The organism is Streptomyces sp. NPDC047085 (genome assembly GCF_040643735.1).
Classification (GTDB): Bacteria; Actinomycetota; Actinomycetes; order Streptomycetales; family Streptomycetaceae; genus Streptomyces.
Window position 1 is genome coordinate 796,918 of the sequence record NZ_JBEYUW010000002.1, and the last position, 15,784, is coordinate 812,701.

Here is a 15,784-nt window from a genome sequence, read left to right on the forward strand (position 1 = left end):
CAGGGGCGCAGTCAGGCGCTCACCTCGGAGTGCACCGGAACGGGCGGGCGCACTCCCGTGAGTGCCTCCGCTCGGGCGAGAAGGTGGGGCGCAAGGTCGGGGTACCAGCCACGGGCCACGGCTTGCAGCATCTCGGCCAGGGCCGCGAGTTCCCCGATTCGACCGGCGGGGGTGTCGAGGATGGCGGCGAACTCTTTGCGGATGCGGGCGGCTACGTCGGGTACAAGCAGGCTGTTGGCGTGAAGAAGCCCCGCGTCATAGCCGAAGGGCACCAGGCCCCACCGCTCCCAGTCCAGCAGGCACAGGGGCTCGGCGGTGAGGTTGCCCCAGTGCAGGTCACCGTGACCGGTCACCCGCTCCACGTTGGCGGGGGCCGGGATGCCGAGGAACTGGGGGAAGGCTCGTTCGATCCATCCGTCCCGGACGGTCGTCTTCACGCCCTCCGCTTCAGCGAGCAGGGCAAGGGCTTGGCGAAGGTCCGCCCACCATTCGTCAGGCAGCGCCGGATCGTGGTCGATGTCGGCTCTGTCCGGGGACACCACAGGTTGCGTGAGGTAGTCCAGGACTTCGGCCTCGAAGGCCCACTCGCCGTCAGTCCAGTCGTGCACCCCGTGCAGGCGGGGGCACGGGACGCCTTCGGGTAGGAGCTGGGAAGCCCCGACGATGCCCTCCCCCTGCTTTCTGCCCGCGTTCCTTTTCGCCGTCCGGCTCACCCGTAGCCACCAGTCCCCCGCTCGGCGTCCGAGGGTGACACCGAGGAAGCCCCACGCCAGCGGCCCCGTGCAGCTGAGGCCCAGTGCCTTGGCCGCCCGGTCGTGGGCTGCCTCCATCAGGGCTCGTACCTCCTCATTCACCGGCGAGTTCATCCGTCACCCTCCTGAGTTCCTGGGCCGTCAGCGGCGCAGCCAGAGCCTTGGCCATATCGTCCCAGTGCTCGCGGGTGCTCGCGGAGGTGAGGACGACATCGAGGCCGGGGCAAGAGCCAGCGGCCAGCAGGGCAGCGGCTGCGGCCGACAGGCCGGGGCGGATGAGGTTCACCAGTTCGGGTGTCATGGCGTCGAGGAGTTCGCCCCCGTGCAGGGGCGCGGAGCCGAACGTGATCAGCCCGGCGTCCTTCGCCTGTACCAGTGGTCCGCCGCCGTTCAGGGCCTGTGTGATCGGGGCACCCATGATCAGGCTGACGGGCATCTGCATGCCCGTGAAGTGATGCTCGGCGGAACCAGCCGCCTGGCGTGCGAGCGCGAGCAACTCGGCGACACTGAACGCTCCGGAGGTTAGGCCCGACCAAGTGGCGACGCCGTACCCACCGATCCTGCCCGCATGGGCGAACTCCTCCAGCGCCGTGAAGGCTTCCCGCACACGCCCGTGCAGAGCGGCGCGGTCAAGGCCGTGCCCGTGGTGCTCGGGGTTGTGCACGAACACCAGGTCCACGCGCCCGAGCGCGGCCAAGGATCGCTCCGTCTGCCAGCGGACGAAGCCTCGCTCAAGGCTGTGCCTACCGGCCGCCTCTTCCCGGGTGAGCACGCCCTCAGCCAGCGCGCTGCGGCCTTGCTCCTCCGTGAAGAACCCCGTCTTCGTGGCTACCCGCACGGTCGGGTATTCCCCGAGCACCGGGCGCAGCTCCTCATGCGCCTGACCGCGACCATAGTTGGGTGCCGTGTCCACCCAGGGGCTGCCTGCGGCCAGGCCGGCGCGTGCCGCCTGACTGACGGCACGCACGCGGTATGTCCCCAGGCAGAGCGCGGCGGTCACAGCGCCGTCCCCACGACTGCGACGGCGTGGCCGTCGATGAGGACGGAGACCAGTTCGGCCACCTCCTTGACCTCAAGCCCGGCGGAGTCGGCCACCTCCCCCAGCGTGGTCGGCTGGTTGGTCAGCAGCGTGCCCAGCGCGGGCGCCGCGGACTCAGCGAAGTCCCACGCGGTACCCGCCGCGGAGAAGGTGACCGTGCCCTGTTCGCGGTTGGCCGTCAGGCGACCTCTCGGAGCGGTGAGCTTGACCGTGATCTCTCTCCGTGCGGGGAGTCCGTCCACGTAGGGCAGGGACGGAATCGCGTGGCCCAGGTCTGTCGTGTCGATCGACTCCGCCCACCGCTCCACGAGGCGGGGGTCCGCCATCATGTCGGCCACCTCACGTCGTACGGCGTCGATGAAGTCCGACTGTTCCACCAACGAGCCGAAGCGCGGGATGTCCCGGCGCAGCGCGAGGGACGCCCGGAGCTGATCGACGACCCACAACATCAGGTCAGCGCCGGTGTGCGGGACCATGCCGAACGTGAGGTGAAGGGATTCCGTCCCCTGATCGGCGGTGACCGAGTGCCACCACCCGCGCGGCAGGTAGAGCACGTCACCCGGGGACAGAACGAGGTCCGCCACCGGGTCGCCCTCTGGCTCCTCCGGCGACTCCACGTCCCGGAAGGTGGGCGCCTCACGGGTCATCCCCCACAGGCGCCACCGCTTCGAGCCATGCAGTTGCACCACGACGACATCGTGGTCGTCCCAATGCCGGCCGAAGCCCTCCCGCTCGGTCCACGAGGCGTACACGTTGGCCTGCACGGAAGTCCCGAGGAAGCGTTCCAGCCCCTCCGCAGCCGCCCCCACGGCGGGGTGGATCTTCTCCACCGCGTCGAGGACCAGCGACGCCCCGTCCCTGAGCTGGGCGTGGAAGTCGGACGGCTGGATACGGGACCAGGTGACCGCGCGGCGGTTCGTTGTCGGGATCGCGTAGCGGTGCAGCGGCACCATCTCGCCGTCAGCCGACAGGCGCAGCCGGGGCGGCTCCAGCCGCTGCGTGGCAATGATCCGGTTCAGGTCGTCCCAGGAGAACAGACCCGCCACGTCGGCGACCCCGGGGAAGTGCGCGTACGAGCGGTGGTACGTCTGGGCGAGGAACCTGTCCCCGCCCAGACGCCCCGCCCACGAGGCTGCATCAAGCAACGTGGGCGCTCCCGTCAGTCGTTGCCGTCGGAACGGCCACTGCTGACGTCCGACTCCTGCTCGGCACGCGTGCGCGCGGCCACGATCTTCCGCTTCGCGACGAGCAGTCCACCCCCCTCGGGGGCGGCCGACGTGGTGTTCTCTTCCACCATCGGACTTACCTCTCTCTTCTCGGGGACTCCCACCGGGATTCCGGCAGGAAGCAAAGGGACAGCGACGAGCGCGGCGGACGCCGACCTTGGCGACGACGGGCTCCCCGTGCACCGCGGGCACCCGCACGGCGGGGACTTGGTCGGCGAACCCGAGATCACTGCGTTGCGGTGGTTCACCTGCACCATGCGCACCGAGTCGTACATCCGGCCCCCCTCGTATGACACCCGGAGAGTCATGCACCCGGTCGTCATGAGCGCACACCAGCGTCAGGGCCGAACCTCCGCCGGTACCCCAGCCGCCACCCCACGCCGTAGCGGACCCACTTTTCGTTTCGCCCGGTCGCTGCCATGGGGGAAATCATTGGCCTACAAAGCGACGGCTGTGTAGTTCTTTCCCGTCATGGACTAAAGATCATGAACGGCAGGCGGCGGACCACTCCGCCAACAAGGCTCGCACTTCGTCCCCGAACAGCGCATAACCCTCAAGCGTGGAGAACAGTTCCAAGTGCATTTCGATGTCACGTGGATCTCTCAGGATCACGACACCGGTGGTGTTCTCCACGGTGGCCAGGGTGTCGTCATAGATGGTGAAGGTGTCCATCGGAGCCATGGGCTTGTATCCCGCGATGGGGATGACGCCGAGCTTCACGTTCGCAAGGTGGGTCAGTGAGGCCAGCCGGTCAATCTGCATCGCCATCGCAGCCGGGGGCAGGAGTGGCCACCTCACAGCCTGCTCGGTGAGAATGAAAGTGAACCGCTTCTTCGTGTCGTAAAGAACCTCCTGCCGCTCCAGCTTCCTCGCGATCGTCTTAGTGACATCGGCCGGAGAATGGGCAAGGCTGGCGCGGATGTACTCAGGGGTGGACAGCAGTCCTGTAATCATCGAGAGCAGGAAGAAGCGGAACTCCGTGGACGAGGATTCAAGGGCGGCAAGTTCAGTCTGCTTCTTCTCCAGGCCCCTACGCCGGAGCGAGCGCAGGTCTTGCCATTCGGTGTTGGCCAGCCTCGCGAGGGCAACGACCTCCTCGATGACCTCGGGCGGAGCCACCACGGCCCGGAGGATCCTTTCCAGATCCAGCAGACTCGGCTGAACTTTCCCATTCTCGATCCGACTGATCTTCGATTGGGACATGTTGCAACGCCGAGCGAGCCGGTCCCCAGTGAGGCCGGCTCGCTTGCGTAGTTCTTTCAGCAGGGCCGCCAGTTCCTGTTTCGGCTGCCCGAGCTGCTCAGGATCGAACGTCACCCGCTGCTCACGTACTCCAGGAACGGCACGGATTTGGCAATGGCAATCCGCTTCCACTGCCGGTAGGGCTCCGGGTCGCCCTCGTACAGCTCCCGGTTTATCTGTGTCCCGTCCGCCCGGTAGTTCATCAGGACCACCTTGGACTCGTCGAACATCCAGAAGTCCTGATCTGGAAGTCCCGGGTTCTCCCGGTCGGTGAGGTCGAGGATACGGATATCCTCGCCCGCCTTCACGTGGTGCCGGTAGTAGTACTCGAATTCGAACCGAAGGTAGTCCGAGAGCGGGCGGGTCACGACGTGCACCCTGCCGACTCTCTTTCCTTCCGAGGCCCACTGCCGGACCTCATCCATCCAGGCCGATGTGTAATCGTCCGGCGACTTCTCCCCGGCGAGGAATCGCTTCACCTTCTCCGCTTCCTGGGGCATGGTGTAGACGGGCAGCGTCTCCAGCCTCCACGCCTCACGCTCCATGGAATCGAAGCAGTCGTTCCAGGCGTCACCATCCAAGTGCACGGAACGCCTCCCTGAGAACCGCCTCCGGGATTTCCACAAGCCCTTCCCCGGCGGGCGGGGTGAAGGCGTCGGACACGTCACCCTGCACCACGAACGACCCCGCGGCCGTGCGGTACACGTTCGGGCAGTCCTTCTCTCCGCACTCGCCGTTGCCATTGCCCGTGAGCCGGGTGAGTGCCGAACGCTCGGACATGCCAAACCCCCTTGCTCTGGCCCCGATTGGGCCGCCTGCCCATGACGTTAGAGGGGGCCGGGCGCAGCGTCTATGCACGAACACGACTATGCGTGTCCTCGCATAAACCCGTGCGGCCGGAGGGGCGCAGCCCAAGGGGAGCGGCAGGGTGCGGGGGCTGACTGAGGGACCCCGTCCTACCTGCTCCCGGCAGCAGGCCACCCCGGTGCAGGCTGCCTTCAGGGCCGCCTACCACCTCCCGCCCGTGAACGCGGTAGCGGTCGGCACCCACAACCCCGACCACCTGCGAGAGCTGACCAACGCCCAGAGCTTCGCGGCGGACGGGGAGGCCGTCCGCCACTACCGCAGCCTCCTGCGCAATCGCCGTCAGGAGTGAAGCTCGGCGATGAGCCGCGCCGCCTCCTTCCGGGCGGGCTCCAAGCGGGGATCCTGGGGATGGGCGTGAGGACCTACGACCTTCGCACAGAAGAACAGGGCCATCAGCCGGCCAGACCTGCTCTCCAGGTCTGGCCGATGCTCCGCCCACACTCGTTGGGCCAGGGCGGGGACGGCAAGGGAGTTCCCCCAGAGGGTGGCCGCGTCCAGTCCGCGCGGCGCCATCCCCCAATCCTCCCAATCGAGGATGCAGAACTCGGGCCCGGTCACGTTCGCCCACGTCAGATCCGCATGTGCCGGCGTCCACTCATCCACGGTGGCGTCTACTTCGGGGAAGACTGCTCGGATCGTCCCAGTCACCAGTTCCTGGGTGGCCGTCTCGGTGTCCGGAGTGGCGATGCGGTGCGTGCGCTGCGCGGCGAGTGCGTCCAGCGAAGCATTGAGTGCCGCCCACCAGCCGTCCGACAGTTTAGGATCCTCGATCACCAGGGCGGCTTGCCCAACGGGCGGGGCGGTGACCAGCGCCATTTCGTCTGCCCGCCACATCACCGGCTCGTCCCGCTCGCGCCACGCCAGCCCCGCATACCACTTCGGCATAGACACTCCATGCAAGACCGCTGCGGCCTCGGTGCCGTTCCAGCCCTGTGCTCCGATCCGGTCGAAGCTGCGCCGCTCAACCCTCGCCCACGTTCCACGGTCCGTCCGCGCCCCAACCGAGCGCCGCTTGCACACCACGGTGTCACGGAGCAACTGCGTTTGAAGGGACCGCTCCACGTGTTCGAGAACGTCATCAACCGGCTCAACACGCAAGTCCACGGCCCGTGCACCAGGCGAAGAGAGCGTCATCTGGACTCCTTGGGCCCTCGCTGTGGGGTAGGGGCGACCTGCCGTCAGGTGAAAGCACCCGTAAGTTGATTAATGTAGTGGGTGATGTGCGGCATCCTGTGCGGCAGTTGATCGAGCGGGAAGAGACGGAGCGCCTGGCATTCGCCAAGGACGAGGTCGGTTGCGGCAACTTCCCCCCTCTACGGAGCGAGGAACAGCTGCGGCGGGATGATCTGCGGCAGGAGGGACCGCGACGGCCCGCGAGACGCTGGATTAGACGGGCGTGTGCTGTGCTGTACGGCGCGGTCTGGTTGAGCGGATCCATCCGGCGACGGGTGTCCACTGCGTGTACCTGGCAGGGGACGCAACGAACAATGATGCGGTTGAAGAGCGGCTTGGGTGGCGAAGAATGCGGCGGGCCTGTAGGTTCTCAATTTCAGTGTCAGGCGCCGACCCTGTGACCTGGATATTTCCCTTGAGTCTCACGTTGTGTCGGCAAGCGGCTGTCTCAGATCGGTGTCATTTCCTCAGGCTGTCCAGCAGGCTGCAACGCGGCCCGGGGCGTCACGAACCTGCATCGGCAACCATCCGTTCCACCCACTCACACGCCTTCGTTGCACACGAACGTCCCGAGCGTCGTCGCTGACAAGCGCCTGCGGGACTACGGACGGGTTGATCAGCCCATAATTGGAGTCAGTGCCGAGCGACCCGGCGCATCGCACCCGCCCCGGGTGCACTCACCGCGATCGGAGAGCATCGTGAAGAATAGCGCGTTGTGGCGAGTGGTTGACAACGAGAGTGGTACCCAGTCCATCGTCAGCTCGCCCTCCGAGGCGGTCGCGTTCGTCAACAGCCGGTTCGACACCGATGACGACGAGCCGTTCAGCATCACCGAGGTCGGTCCTCTCCTTCCAAAGCCGCTCGGGGTCATCACTGCATGGGCTGCCGAGAAGGACGGCGAGCGAACCGACGGGCGTACTGCCCCGATCACCATCAGGCCGGTTGTGACGGACAACGCCAGCGAGTGCGATGACGTCGTGCTCTGGGGCGACGTGTACGTCTCCTGGGACCACGACATGTACACCGTCGAGGAGCCGGACAGCTCCGAGTACAGCGAGGCTTACAGCGCAGCCGAGTTGAGCGCGATCCTCGACGAGTACGCCGATGACTACGAGTACGCGCCTGAAGGGCCCGACAGCCACAGGTGGCCGAAACCGGAAGAGTTGATCACCTACGGCGCCCAGGAGTGCGCCAAGCGGTTCGGGCACCTCGACGACGACGCCCTGCTGTGGCTCGCTGCCACCCGCATCACGCTCGCCGTGTGGCGCAACACACCCGTCGAGAACTGGCATGCCGGGAAGAGTCCGCTGCACGACGGCACAATGATGCGGATCAACGCGGCAACCACCCGACTCGTGCGCTCGATGCTGTCGTTCGACCATGTCGACTGGATCGGTCTCGGTCTCGCGATCGTCAACCCGTCCCGGGTTCTACCGACCGGGCAGTCTGTGCTCGAGCTCGGGCTGGCCTGCCACAACCCTGACGACCCGGCACACGAGGATGATCCGCGCGTAGAACTAGCGGAGATGGCACAGGTCGCGATCTCATGGGGGCGAAGGTACTGCCTTAGCGAGAAGGAGTTCGGTCTGCGAACCCTGGTCGAATCCTTGTGCGCGTTCGACAACGGCTGGTTCGGAGCACCGAGTTGGGGGCGCATCGTCGATCGGTTCCTTACGGCTGTCGACGACCGGGAGAATGCGCACTGGCGCATACACCGGGACAAGCCTTGGTTCGACGAGTGGTTCACCAACCGGCCGGCCGACATTGCGGACACCACGGAATTTCGTCGGCTGCTCCTTGCGGGGCCCGACCTGCTGTCCGAGGAGGCCGCCGAATGGTGCGTGGATGGCGCCATCGGCTACGTCTGTCAGGACGACCACGCAAACGGCTGCCCGCTGTGCGGTATCCCGCTGGCAACGGAGTCCTCAAACGAGTGACGGCAGTGGCCAGCGATTCTCAATCCCGTGTCAGTTCGGCCAGTCACATGACATCGCGACTGAGAAAATGACACGGGATCTGAGAACCTACAGGGCCGCTTCATGTCCGTCGACACGATCTACCCGCCGATGCTGGCAGCACTGGAGGAAGACGTATGACCGAGCAAACGGCACAAGAGCGACCGGGCATCGCAGCCGCGATCGTGGTACAGGACGGCGCCGTGCTCATGGTTCGCCGCCGGGTCGCGGAAGGTCAACTGTCTTGGCAGTTCCCGGCGGGCGAGATCGAGGGGACGGAGACCCCTGAACAAGCAGCCGTGCGAGAGACGAGCGAAGAGGTCGGCATGGAGGTGACCGCTCTCAAGGTCCTCGGAGAACGGGTTCACCCCAAGACTGGCCGGAAGATGACCTACGTGGCCTGTGTCGTAGAGTCCGGCGCTCCTTACGTGGCGGACGACGATGAACTGGCTGAGGTGGCATGGGTCCGGCATGCCCAGATTCCCGCGTACGTGCCATACGGCCTCTTCGACGCGGTGCAGGTATATCTCGACGCCGCACTGAGCCGGTAACACCTCGGTGCGTGCTGCGGACGGAGGACGAGGCAGCTTCGGGTAATCAGACCGCCCTCCCGACGAGCTAAGGAACTGGTCGTGGACACTGAAATCGGCCTGATCTGCCTGCGGTTGGTTAGCGTGGCTTCGCCATTGCCTCGTCGACCAAGTGTTCACTCATGGAGTGCCAGAGCTTCAGGTTGTATAACTCTCGTGCCACCTTCGTGTCTCCCGCGGACCGCGCTCGGCGGCCGACGTCTCATTTGTGTGCGTCCGGTGGCGTAAGACGCTGCCGCCATGGGTGGTCCGGCACGGTTACTGCGATGGCGTTCGCCAACCAAATGCGTTGAGGTTCGCCGAGCAGCGGCAGTACCGCTTCGAAGTCTGTCTCATCCTTCTCCCGTGTCGCCTTCGCCTTGTAGTAGAGCTGCACCTCGGGCGCCAGGTAGGGGATACCAGTCCCGCTTCTTCGTCCCAACCGCTCGATCGGAAGCCGGATCCGTGGGGTACGCCGAGAGACCCAATGGGTGCCCTCCGCCTCGTCCAGCATGAGCTGCACGGACCAGGGTGCCTCAGGCGTGCGTCGGCACCAGGTGTCGTGGAGGGGCGGCTGAAGAGTCTCCCCAGAACGCCACGGGCGCAGCCGCCCCATGCCAGGTGGGTCCGCCACGTACAGGTCCCAGTCGGTCAAGAGATCGCGCACGCGAGCTTGGTCCCGTCGGAGGACGAGGACATCGAGATCTCCGTGCGGGCGTAGCTCACGGCCGACGGCGAGTTCGATCGCGTACCCGCCAGCGATCCACCACGGGAAGTCGGCCGCAGCGAACATGACAGCTAGATCTTCGGGACGAGCCGGCACCCAGCGCCCCACTCCCTCAATACTCACCTGTCCATGCTCTCAGTGAACGAGGCCCCGGAAGGGAAATCCGACGTAGGCCAGCCATGCACAGAGGCCAGCTATGGGGTGAGCCGGTTCGGTCCGCGGAAGAGGAAGGTGGCCTCGCGGATCGACTCCAGACCGAGCAAGACCATGAGTACGCGTCCAAGGCCCATGCCCAGCCCGCCGTGCGGTGGGCACCCGTACCGGAACGCGTTCAGGTAGTCCTGCATCGGCTCCGGACTCATGCCCTTCTCGGCGGCTTGCTTCAGCAGCACGTCGTAGCGGTGCTCGCGCTGGGCGCCGGTGGTGATCTCCAGCCCCTTCCAGAGCAGGTCGAAGCTCAGGGTCACGCTCGGGTCGTCGGCCGGCCGCATGTGGTAGAAGGGCCGGATGCCCACGGGGTAGTGGGTGATGAACACGAACTCGTGGCCGGTGGCCTGCTGGATGTGGGCGCTGATGCTCCGCTCGCCCTCCGGGTCCAGGTCCTCCTTGGTTCCTTCCGCGTCCCATCCGCCCTTGCGCAGGATGTCGTGCGCCTTGGCCATGGTGATGCGGGGGAAGGGCGTCGTGGGGACGGTGATCTCCACGCCGAACTGCTCCCGGACCGCATCGCCGTGTGCACCGGCGACCTTAGTGATGGCGTGGGCGAGCATCTGCTCCTCGAACGCCATAACGTCCTCGACGCCGTCAATCCAGGCCAGCTCGACGTCGACGCCGGTGAACTCGGTGGCGTGCCGGGAGGTGAACGACGGCTCTGCACGGAAGACGGGGCCGATCTCGAAGACCTTCTCGATTCCGGCCGAGATCGCCATCTGCTTGTAGAACTGCGGCGACTGGGCGAGATAGGCGCTGCGATCGAAGTAGCCGAGTTCGAAGACCTCGGCGCCAGACTCCGAGGCGGTGCCCATGAGCTTGGGGGTGTGCATTTCCGTGGCGCCCTGGGCATAGGCGTACTCGCGCATCCCCTGCTCCAGGGTGGTCTGCACGGCGAACATCAGCTGAGCGGCGGGACGGCGGCGTACGTCCAAGAACCGCCAGTCCAGGCGGTGCTCCAGGCTGGTGTGCTCGTCGATGGGCAGCGGTGTCGCGGCCCGGTTCAGGACCTCGACCCGCTCCGGGATGATCTCCAGGCTGTGGAGCTTCACGATCGGGTTCTCGACGACGCGGCCGGTGATCCGCACCGCGGACTCCGGCGTGAGCTGCTGCAGGGCGGCCTCGATGTCGTCGCCTGCGCCGCCGCGCCGGTGGGTGACCTGCACCATGCCCGTGTGGTCGCGTACGACGACGAACTGGACCTTACTCAGCAGGCGCAGAGTGTGCGCCCAGCCCGACACGGAAACGGTTCGACCCAAGTGCTCGTGCAGGTCAGATACCAGTACACGATCGGTCGTATGGATCATCGCAGCCCTCCAGGGCGTCATGGTGATCCCTTGGGGGCGCGGGCGAGAAGGGGACTCGCGGTTCCACCACGCCTTCACCACCACTCGACAGTGGCGGCCTCATTCGTGGCCGGTAACGGGGCCAGCCGGCGGGGCATTGGACCACATGGCCGTTCCTCCCCGCACTCAGGAGGGTCTTCACCCCGGGGCGCGAGGCTGCCTTCCCAGCTGCCAGCAGCTCTCTCGGCTCGCGTGATCCCGGGCTACTCGTCTCCGTCATCGCGTTGTGACGGAGGATAGCGAGCCAGGGCCTCGAGACGACAGCGAGATTTCTGCTAGGTCGTGATCGTGCCAGTGGGCAGGTTCGGAAGCAGGTGCGGCCACCTGACGATCAACGGCGCCAGCGAGGAGGAGGAGGTGTAGTCGCACTGATGATGACGCTACCCGGGGCGCAGCCTACGGGGCTCAGTCAGCGAGTGGACGGACACGGATCCGCGTGACAATTTCGTGGCGCCGGGAAACACAGCTCCCCCATCCTGACGGAATGCCCGACATCATCACCTCGCGCCTTCAGCACAACGCCACAGCGGTACGCCCAGACTGGAAGGACCTCCCACAAGATGTTCGCCAGCTCATCACCCGACGCCTCGGAGGCTCAGTAGAGGCCGGGTACAGCGCAGGGAGCGGATTTACCAGCGGCTTCGCCGCTGTACTCCGCGGGGCCTTCGGACCTCTGTTCGTCAAGGCGGTCAAGAGCCTCGACAACAGTGTGGTGGCCGACTCCTACCGCAGGGAAGCGTTGATCAACCAGGCGCTCCCGGCAGAGATTCCGGCGCCACGCCTGCAGTGGATTGAGGAGCACGACGGATGGGTCGTTCTCGGCATCGACGCTGTCCCCGGTGGCCGCATGCCCACCACACCGTGGAAGTCTGATGAGCTAACGGCCACTCTCGACGCGTACAGGATCACAGCAGAGGCACTCTCCACCCCACCCACAGCACTCCAGCATGTGGGCCTCAAGCCGGTGGGTGACGGCGGTGACTTCGCCGACTGGCGCAACCTCGCCCGAGGCGCCACGTCCACGAACGCCCTGCCTTCCTGGGTACCACTCGACCTACTGGACGTGCTGGCCAGCCTGGAAAGCGGATGGCGGGAGGCCGTCGCAGGCAATGCCGTCCTCCACCACGACCTACGACAGGACAACGTGCTGATCGATGCGTACGGCGCCGCGTGGATCTGCGACTGGAACTGGCCCTGCCTGGGGGCGAGCTGGTTCGACCTCGTCCTGCTCCTGGCCACCGCCTACGCCGACGGGCACGACGCCACCGCCCTGTTCACCCAGCACCCCACCGCCCGCGGAGTCGCCGACGAACAACTCGATGCGGCGCTCGCCGCTCTCTCCGGTTTCTTCCTCACCTCCGGCGGACAGCCCGCAGCAGACTGGTCACCGCATCTTCGCCAGCACCAGACGTGGTGCGGAGAGGTCACACTGCGATGGCTGGCTAACCGGCGTGGTTGGGCATTCTGACCTGGGGCCCACCCGTTCAGTGTTCGACAGACAGCCCGCTCAGCTCAGGCCGAGGGCGGTGCTGTCAGGACACCGCTCGGGATCCACTTGCGCAACACGTCGGGTACCTCCACCGTGCCGTCGGCCCGCTGGTGCTGCTCCAGCAGCGCGGGCACAAGCCTGCTCGTGGCCAGACCTGAGCCGTTCAGCGTGTGGACGAACATCGACTTCCCCTGTTGCGGCCGGTAGCGGATGTTGCCACGCCTCGCCTGGTAGTCGCGGGCATTCGACACCGAGCTGACCTCGACGTACGCCTCGATGCTCGGCAGCCACACCTCGACGTCGTACGTCTTGGCCATCGCTGCGCTGGTGTCCCCGGCCGCGAGTCGCGTGATCCGATAGTGCAGGCCCAGTCCCTTTACCAAGTCCTCCGCTCTGCCGAGAAGCTCCTGGTGTGCGGCGTCCGAGGCGTCCGGGTGGGTGAACTGGAACAGCTCGACCTTGTTGAACTGGTGACCGCGCAGGGTCCCCCGTTCAGCCGTGCGGTAGCCGCCGGCCTCCTTGCGGTAGCACGGCGTGTACGCGACGTACTTCCGAGGCAGCTCCGTCTCGGGCAGCGTCTCGTCCCGGTGCAGATTGACCAACGCTGTCTCCGCGGTCGGTAGCAGAAACCGCTCCGGACCGTGCTCCCCCTGCTCCAAGGCGAAGACCTCGTCCGCAAACTTGGGGAACTGGCCCGCGGTGTACCCGGCCGCGAAGGTCAGGATGTGCGGTGGCAACACGAACTCATAGCCGTCCCGCACATGTGCCTCCAGGAAGTGGTTCAGCAGCGCCCACTCCAGGAGCGCGCCGTCGCCCCGGTAGATCCAGAAGCCGCTGCCGCCGAGCTTCGTGCCCCGCTCATAGTCGACCAAGCCCAGAGTTCGAGCGAGCTCCACATGGTCCCTGGGCGTGAAACCGAACTCCGGACGCTGGCCGGCTTCACGAATGACCTCGTTGTTCTCCTTGCCCCCGGCCAGCACGTCCGCGTCGGGTAGGTTCGGCAGCGGATCAAGGAAGACCTGACGCGCCTGCTCCAGTTCGATGAGCCGCGCCCCGACGGCGGTCAGCTGCTCGCCCACGGCCGATGCTTCACCGTGCAGACTTGCCACGCCCTCGCCAACCCGCTGCCGTTTCGCGATCTCGCCCGAGATCCTCTTGCGCTCCCCACGGAGGCGTTCCATCTCAGCCCGCACCTGTCGGTAGTCGTCGTCCAGTCGAAGAAACTCGTCGAGGTCGACGTGGACCGCCCGCTTGGCTAGCGCCTGCTGGACACGGACTGGGTTCTGGCGAATCAGGGTGACATCGATCATCCTGCCGTGCTCCGTTCGATCAGTCATCATGACGTGATCCCTTGGGAGCGCGGGCGAGAAGGGGCAACTCGCGGTGCCACCGCGCCTTCGCCACCAGCAGATGGTGGCCTCATTCACGACCCAATCACGGGGGTCAACCGGCGGGGCATTGGACCTTCCCTGAGGCCGTTCCTCCCCGCACTCGGGAGGGGATTCACCTGGGGCGCGAGGCTGCCTTCCCAGCTGCCAGCAGCTCTCTCGGCTCGCGTGATCCCTGGCTACTCGTCTCCGTCAACGCGTTGCCCGGAAGGATACGTACGCCGCGATCGGGTCCGCAATCGAGAAACGCTTCGGCGGCTCCCGCAGCGTCCAGGCTTCCCCTTTGCGCACGGCCAGGATGTCCAAGACGTCCTCGCCGTCGCTGCCATATCCTCCCCAGGTGGCACGACCAAGGTTGACTGGGCGTACGAACTGGCTGGTGAGCTGCTGAGTAGCAGCCTCCCGCGCAGGTGGGCACACTCGCAGGGCGTTGCCGCTTGCGCCCAGACGCTGGCGCCGCTGGCCGGTAACAGCGCCGAGGTGCTGGAAGCCGCTGCGGTGCTGCATGACATCGGCTACGCGCCCCCGCTCGCCTCTACCGGATTCCATCCGCTGGACGGAGCACGGTACCTCCGTGACGTGCACGGGGCGGAGGGACGGGTTGTCCGCCTGGTCGCGAACCACTCGTATGCGCTGCTCGAAGCCGCGGAGCGTGGCCTCCGGACTGAGCTGGCCGACGAGTTCCCCCTCCTGGATGATCCGCTCCTCGTGGACGCGCTGGTCTACTGCGACATGACCACGACGCCGGACGGCCGACGGACGACGCCCCATGAGCGGCTGCAGGAGCTCTTGGGCCGCTACGGCGAGGACAGCGTGGTCGGGCGTTTCATCCGCCGGGCCGCCCCGCACATCCACGCGAGTGTGGATCGGGTGCGGGCGGCAGCGGTCGAGGCCGGCGTGGAGCTGTAAGTCCGAGCGGTCAGCCGAGGTAGGGGTAAGCCCCGGTCAGGTAGTGGCCGATCTGCTCGTGCATGCTCGGGTGGATGTCGAGCTTGTCCAGGTCGTCCGGGTGAACCCAGCGCACGCCGTCGGCCTCCTCATTGACGGTGGGCTTGCCCCCTACGGGGCGGCCGATGTACACGGCCTCGTACTGCTGCCGGATCTCGCCGTCGGTGTACTCGATGATGTGGTCCGGGTTGGAGTAGACGCCGAGGAAGCCGGTGACCGCCGCGACGATGCCGGTCTCCTCCTCGCACTCGCGGACGGCGCACTGCGCCGGGCTCTCGCCGATGTCCTGGGCTCCTCCGGGCAGGGCCCACTGGCCGGTGTCGCGGCGTCGCTGGAGAAGGATGGCGCCTTCGTCGTTGACCACGAGCAGGTTGCTGGCGGGGATAAGGGTGTTGGCCTTGGGGGCCTTGGGGTCGTGGTAGTACTCGGTCCTGCCCACGGCAGTGCTACTCCTGTCTGTCGGGCGCCCAGGGGCGCGCGGATGCCCACACGGCCTCGAAGCTGTCGCCGTACCGCTGGAACCACTCCCCGCCGTCTATGTTGCGGAGCTGGAGTAGCGGGTTGGCGCTGGCCGGCTGGCCCCAGATGTGCGGGTTGACCATGAGGTGGTCGTCGTAAGGGTGAACATGGACGAACGATGGCACTCCGGTCTGACAATCGGGGCGAGATCGTGGAACGCATCGTCTGAGCAGGCAAGATGGCACTGCTGGTGGGGATTACGGGTTCTGTCGCCGCTGTCGTCACATACTGCCGTCACGGTCCGAACCCCTCAGCGCACCGGCAAAGACAGCAGCATGAAGCCCGCCCTTCCCGAAATCGGGGAGGCCGGGCTTCATGCGTCGAATGAAGGACG

At 66.4% G+C, this 15,784-nt stretch carries 18 protein-coding genes and 1 pseudogene; 6 read left to right on the plus strand and 13 right to left on the minus strand.

Annotation, left to right across the window (positions count from 1 at the left end):
• Positions 1 to 11: 11 nt before the first annotated feature.
• From ABZ865_RS09240 to ABZ865_RS09270, 7 genes are all read right to left on the minus strand, one after another.
• On the minus strand, positions 12 to 866 hold the full coding sequence (locus ABZ865_RS09240; protein WP_361226280.1) for a hypothetical protein: 855 nt from the start codon (positions 864 to 866) through the stop codon (positions 12 to 14).
• A complete protein-coding gene (locus ABZ865_RS09245; RefSeq protein WP_361226283.1) occupies positions 847 to 1,752 on the minus strand; it encodes an aldo/keto reductase in 906 nt (301 codons plus the stop codon). Before ABZ865_RS09245 ends, ABZ865_RS09240 begins: the two co-directional genes overlap by 20 nt.
• Positions 1,749 to 2,936: a cupin domain-containing protein gene (locus ABZ865_RS09250; protein WP_361226286.1), complete on the minus strand. Its 1,188-nt coding sequence runs from the start codon at positions 2,934 to 2,936 to the stop codon at positions 1,749 to 1,751. The genes ABZ865_RS09245 and ABZ865_RS09250 overlap by 4 nt, the downstream gene beginning before the upstream one ends.
• A 14-nt stretch (positions 2,937 to 2,950) precedes the next feature.
• Positions 2,951 to 3,088, minus strand: coding sequence for a hypothetical protein (locus ABZ865_RS09255; protein ID WP_006143122.1), 138 nt, complete (start codon positions 3,086 to 3,088; stop codon positions 2,951 to 2,953).
• 412 nt (positions 3,089 to 3,500) lie between these two features.
• A complete protein-coding gene (locus tag ABZ865_RS09260) occupies positions 3,501 to 4,334 on the minus strand; it encodes a helix-turn-helix transcriptional regulator (protein WP_061915928.1) in 834 nt (277 codons plus the stop codon).
• Positions 4,331 to 4,846, minus strand: a complete 516-nt coding sequence (locus ABZ865_RS09265; protein WP_361226290.1) for a DUF6879 family protein — start codon at positions 4,844 to 4,846, stop codon at positions 4,331 to 4,333. The genes ABZ865_RS09260 and ABZ865_RS09265 overlap by 4 nt, the downstream gene beginning before the upstream one ends.
• Positions 4,830 to 5,039, minus strand: a complete 210-nt coding sequence (locus ABZ865_RS09270; RefSeq protein WP_055493664.1) for a hypothetical protein — start codon at positions 5,037 to 5,039, stop codon at positions 4,830 to 4,832. Before ABZ865_RS09270 ends, ABZ865_RS09265 begins: the two co-directional genes overlap by 17 nt.
• 148 nt (positions 5,040 to 5,187) lie before the next feature.
• On the opposite strand from ABZ865_RS09270, the gene ABZ865_RS09275 reads away from it, so the two are divergent.
• Complete coding sequence (locus tag ABZ865_RS09275; protein ID WP_361226294.1) at positions 5,188 to 5,415, plus strand: hypothetical protein; 228 nt, start codon at positions 5,188 to 5,190, stop codon at positions 5,413 to 5,415.
• Here the strand turns inward: ABZ865_RS09275 and ABZ865_RS09280 are convergent.
• Complete coding sequence (locus tag ABZ865_RS09280; RefSeq protein ID WP_361226296.1) at positions 5,406 to 6,260, minus strand: hypothetical protein; 855 nt, start codon at positions 6,258 to 6,260, stop codon at positions 5,406 to 5,408. The two genes, ABZ865_RS09275 and ABZ865_RS09280, sit on opposite strands and share 10 nt — an antisense overlap.
• Before the next feature lie 226 nt (positions 6,261 to 6,486).
• On the opposite strand from ABZ865_RS09280, the pseudogene ABZ865_RS09285 reads away from it, so the two are divergent.
• The 3 genes and pseudogenes from ABZ865_RS09285 to ABZ865_RS09295 all read left to right on the plus strand — a co-directional run.
• Positions 6,487 to 6,627 (plus strand): annotated as a pseudogene (locus tag ABZ865_RS09285) (NUDIX hydrolase); the annotation flags it as partial.
• A gap of 370 nt (positions 6,628 to 6,997) precedes the next feature.
• Positions 6,998 to 8,236 carry a hypothetical protein gene (locus ABZ865_RS09290; protein WP_361226299.1) on the plus strand — a complete coding sequence of 413 codons (1,239 nt, stop codon included), beginning with the start codon at positions 6,998 to 7,000 and terminating at the stop codon, positions 8,234 to 8,236.
• A 155-nt stretch (positions 8,237 to 8,391) separates the two neighbouring features.
• The gene (locus ABZ865_RS09295) at positions 8,392 to 8,805 is read left to right on the plus strand and encodes an NUDIX hydrolase (RefSeq protein ID WP_040896670.1); all 414 of its coding nucleotides are present in this window, start codon (positions 8,392 to 8,394) and stop codon (positions 8,803 to 8,805) included.
• A gap of 241 nt (positions 8,806 to 9,046) precedes the next feature.
• On the opposite strand, the gene ABZ865_RS09300 is transcribed toward ABZ865_RS09295, so the two are convergent.
• On the minus strand, positions 9,047 to 9,616 hold the full coding sequence (locus ABZ865_RS09300; protein ID WP_055493660.1) for a hypothetical protein: 570 nt from the start codon (positions 9,614 to 9,616) through the stop codon (positions 9,047 to 9,049).
• Between the two features lie 128 nt (positions 9,617 to 9,744).
• Positions 9,745 to 11,067: an aspartate--tRNA(Asn) ligase gene (gene aspS, locus ABZ865_RS09305; protein ID WP_073947918.1), complete on the minus strand. Its 1,323-nt coding sequence runs from the start codon at positions 11,065 to 11,067 to the stop codon at positions 9,745 to 9,747.
• A 523-nt stretch (positions 11,068 to 11,590) separates the two neighbouring features.
• Between aspS and ABZ865_RS09310 the strand changes: the two genes are divergently transcribed.
• Entirely contained in the window at positions 11,591 to 12,574 is a 984-nt protein-coding gene (locus tag ABZ865_RS09310) for a hypothetical protein (RefSeq protein WP_361226303.1), read from the plus strand.
• Positions 12,575 to 12,618: 44 nt separating this feature from the next.
• Here the strand turns inward: ABZ865_RS09310 and serS are convergent, their stop codons facing one another.
• Positions 12,619 to 13,905 (minus strand): serine--tRNA ligase, encoded by a 1,287-nt coding sequence (gene serS / locus ABZ865_RS09315; protein WP_361226306.1) that lies wholly within the window; start codon positions 13,903 to 13,905, stop codon positions 12,619 to 12,621.
• A 405-nt stretch (positions 13,906 to 14,310) separates the two neighbouring features.
• On the opposite strand from serS, the gene ABZ865_RS09320 reads away from it, so the two are divergent.
• Positions 14,311 to 14,892, plus strand: coding sequence for an HD domain-containing protein (locus ABZ865_RS09320; RefSeq protein ID WP_361227277.1), 582 nt, complete (start codon positions 14,311 to 14,313; stop codon positions 14,890 to 14,892).
• 10 nt (positions 14,893 to 14,902) lie between these two features.
• Here ABZ865_RS09320 and ABZ865_RS09325 read toward each other — a convergent pair whose 3' ends face one another.
• Entirely contained in the window at positions 14,903 to 15,370 is a 468-nt protein-coding gene (locus ABZ865_RS09325) for an NUDIX domain-containing protein (protein WP_361226308.1), read from the minus strand.
• Positions 15,371 to 15,377: 7 nt separating this feature from the next.
• A complete protein-coding gene (locus ABZ865_RS09330; RefSeq protein WP_199880944.1) occupies positions 15,378 to 15,533 on the minus strand; it encodes a hypothetical protein in 156 nt (51 codons plus the stop codon).
• Between the last annotated feature and the right edge of the window lie 251 nt (positions 15,534 to 15,784).